Source organism: Pseudomonas sp. 05N434, from assembly GCF_056396965.1.
In genome coordinates, this window is record NZ_JBFTMK010000621.1 from 1 (window position 1) to 2,752 (window position 2,752).

General features: G+C 62.2%; 3 protein-coding genes and 1 pseudogene. All 4 read right to left on the bottom strand.

The window, feature by feature from the left end; all coding sequences use genetic code 11:
• A pseudogene (locus tag AC1DLB_RS26970) lies at positions 1-206 on the bottom strand (hydroxypyruvate isomerase); the annotation flags it as partial.
• Positions 207-227: 21 nt separating this feature from the next.
• Positions 228-1,688 carry a GntP family transporter gene (locus AC1DLB_RS26975; protein WP_018928934.1) on the bottom strand — a complete coding sequence of 487 codons (1,461 nt, stop codon included), beginning with the start codon at positions 1,686-1,688 and terminating at the stop codon, positions 228-230.
• A 194-nt stretch (positions 1,689-1,882) separates the two neighbouring features.
• Positions 1,883-2,521 carry a 3-oxo-tetronate 4-phosphate decarboxylase gene (gene otnC / locus AC1DLB_RS26980; RefSeq protein WP_007941469.1) on the bottom strand — a complete coding sequence of 213 codons (639 nt, stop codon included), beginning with the start codon at positions 2,519-2,521 and terminating at the stop codon, positions 1,883-1,885.
• The coding region (locus AC1DLB_RS26985; RefSeq protein ID WP_477786002.1) for a nucleotide-binding domain containing protein at positions 2,518-2,752 on the bottom strand (235 nt) is incomplete at its 5' end. The genes AC1DLB_RS26985 and otnC, both read right to left, overlap by 4 nt.

The following is a 2,752-nucleotide window of genomic DNA, read 5'->3' on the forward strand; positions in this document are numbered from 1 at the left end:
CCTGCCGCCCAATCGCCGGGCGGTGCGTTGAACAGCGCCTGCACCAGGCCGTTATCGCTCAAGCGCTGTTTGAGTTCCTGGGCGCTGTAGTCGTAGGGGAACAGGTATTCCACCGCTTCAAAACCATCGGCGGCCGCGGCGGCGAAACGATCCAGAAACTCATGTTCAGGGTAGAGCATGCTGAGGTTGGCAGCAAAACGAGGCATGGTAGCTCCTTGGACAGAAGGTTAGACAAACGGCCAGATCAGCAAGGTAATACCGAAACCCAGCGTGCCGAGCAAGGTGGTCAGCACGGTCCAGGTACGCAGGCCGTCGGCCACGTTCAACCCGGACAGCTTGGTGAAGATCCAGTAACCGGCGTCGTTGATATGGGACATGGCCAACCCGCCACCGCCCATGGCCAGGCACAGCAGCGCCATGTGATTCGCGGTGAGGTTGAGGGTCGCGATCAGCGGGCTGATGATGCCGGCGGTGGTCACCAGCGCCACCGTGGTCGAGCCCTGGACCGCACGCAACAGCATGGTCAGCAGAAAGCCCAGCGCGAGCACCGGCAGACCGGTGGTGCGCAACAAATCGGAGACCACCGCGCCGATGCCGGTATCCACCAGCACCTTGCCGAACACACCGCCGGCACCGGCAATCAGAATCACCATGGCCACACCTGGCAAGGCCGAACCGATCACGTCAGACACCTGGGTACGACTCCAGCCCCGACGCGACCCCAACAACCAGGCACACAGCAAGGTGTCGATCAGCAGCGCCACCAATGGCGCACCGAGCACGGTCATGATGCCGCGCAGGACCGAGTCGGCAGGCAGCAACGAGTTGGACAGTGTTCCCAGCAGAATCAGAATGATCGGTAGCGCGATCAGGCTGACGATCATGCCAAAACCCGGCGCGGGTGCTGGCGGCAACTTGGAAACGATCGCGCTGGTGGACTCTTCCAGGCCCATGTGCGACGCGGCCACGGCAGCTCGTTCAGCGCTCTTGCCGTTGCCATTGGCCCAGGCGACCAGGTCTTCGTTGGTGACATGCGGGCCATAGACTTCGGCGCGGATATCGTCGGTCATCGGGTACACCCGACGGGTCATGCGCCCGGCCACGCGGTAACCGACATAGCAGAGGAACGCGGTGATCGGCAGACCGAACATCAGCACGCGACCGAGGTCGGCACCCAACTGACTGGCAGCGGCCACCGCGCCGGGGTGTGGCGGCAGGAAGGCGTGTACGGTCAGCAACGCAGCACACATCGGCAACGCAAACACCAACAGTGGCTTGCGTGCACTGCGGGCAACGCCATAGGCCAGCGGCATCAGGATGATCACACCGACCTCGAAGAACACCGGCACCCCGACCATGAACCCGGCAATCGTCAGCGCCAGCGGCGTGCGTCGATTGCCGAAACGGCTGATCAGCGTCTTGGCCAGCGCCTCGGCGCCGCCGGAGAGTTCGATGATCCGCCCGATCATCGCGCCCAGGGCAATGATGATCGCGATATGGCCCAACGTCTTGCCCATGCCGCCTTCGATGGTGGCGACCAGGTCGGCCGGTTTTACCCCGGCCACCAGCGCCACCAGAATGCTCACCAGCATCAACGCCACGAACGGCTGGAACTTGTACTTGAGCACCAAAAACAACAACAGAGCGATCCCTAGCCCCGCGGTAACCATCAGGATTAACGGGCTCATTTCACAAGCCCTCCGCGCCGGGCGAACACAAGGGTGCTGCAACCGGGTCTGAAAATGCCGCAGTGAAGGTGAGTCATGCCTGGATGTCCTCTTGTTATTGTATTTTTCAGGCAAGCCGGGGTCGTGGGAGTCACTGCGCGTCTCCCGAACAAGGCCTGCTTTATCGGTCTATCGTGTTAAAAAACTTCAGCGCCCTACCAGTGCACACCGAAAGCCGCTCGCAGCTCGTCCAGTGCTGCCTGATCGAGTGGTTCGGGCTTGGGATTGCTCATCAGCCACAACCGCGCGGTTTCTTCGAGCTCCTCCAGGGCGTAGCTGGCTCTGGACACCGAACTCTCCCAGACCACCGGCCCCAGCCGTTCGAGCATCACGCCGCGAACACTGTTGGCCAGTTGTGCGACCTGTTCGGCCACCTTTGGCGAGCCGGGACGCTGGTAGCTGATCAACGGGATATGCCCGACTTTCATCACCTGATAGGGCGTCAATGGCGGCAGGATGTCGTTCGGCTGCCAGACACCTGCCAACGTCAACGCCACCAGATGAGTGGAATGGGTATGCACCACACCACCGACACTCGGGTTGCGGTCGTAGACCTGGCGATGCAACGCCAATGTCTTCGACGGCTTGTCGCCAGACACCCATTCGCCAGCCAGATTGACCTTGGCGATGGTCGCCGGATCGAGGCGGCCGAGGCAGACATCGGTCGGCGTGATCAGCCAGCCATCGTCCAGCCGTGCGCTGATATTGCCGGCGCTGCCGACGGTGTAACCGCGCTCATACAGGCTGCGGCCAACGTCGCAGATTTCTTCGCGCAGGGCGTTTTCATTACTCATTGCGCACCTCCGGTCTGGGCCAGTTGCTTCAGCGCTTTGCTGAAGAAATCCCGACCACCGAAGTTGCCTGATTTGAGCGCCAGGGCCAGAGGCTCATCGGTGCTGCTGACGGTTGCCGGCACACCCGGATCAATCTGCGCGCCAATTTGCAGCAGTTGTACGCCCAGCGCCTGAACCACCGCGCCCGAAGTTTCACCGCCGGCGATCACGAAGCGCCGCACGCCGCTCTGA

Coding starts and splice junctions, on each gene's coding strand:
- AC1DLB_RS26975 (WP_018928934.1), bottom strand. CDS start 1,688: ATGAGCCCGTTAATCCTGATGGTTACCGCGGGGCTAGGGATCGCTCTG.
- otnC (WP_007941469.1), bottom strand. CDS start 2,521: ATGAGTAATGAAAACGCCCTGCGCGAAGAAATCTGCGACGTTGGCCGC.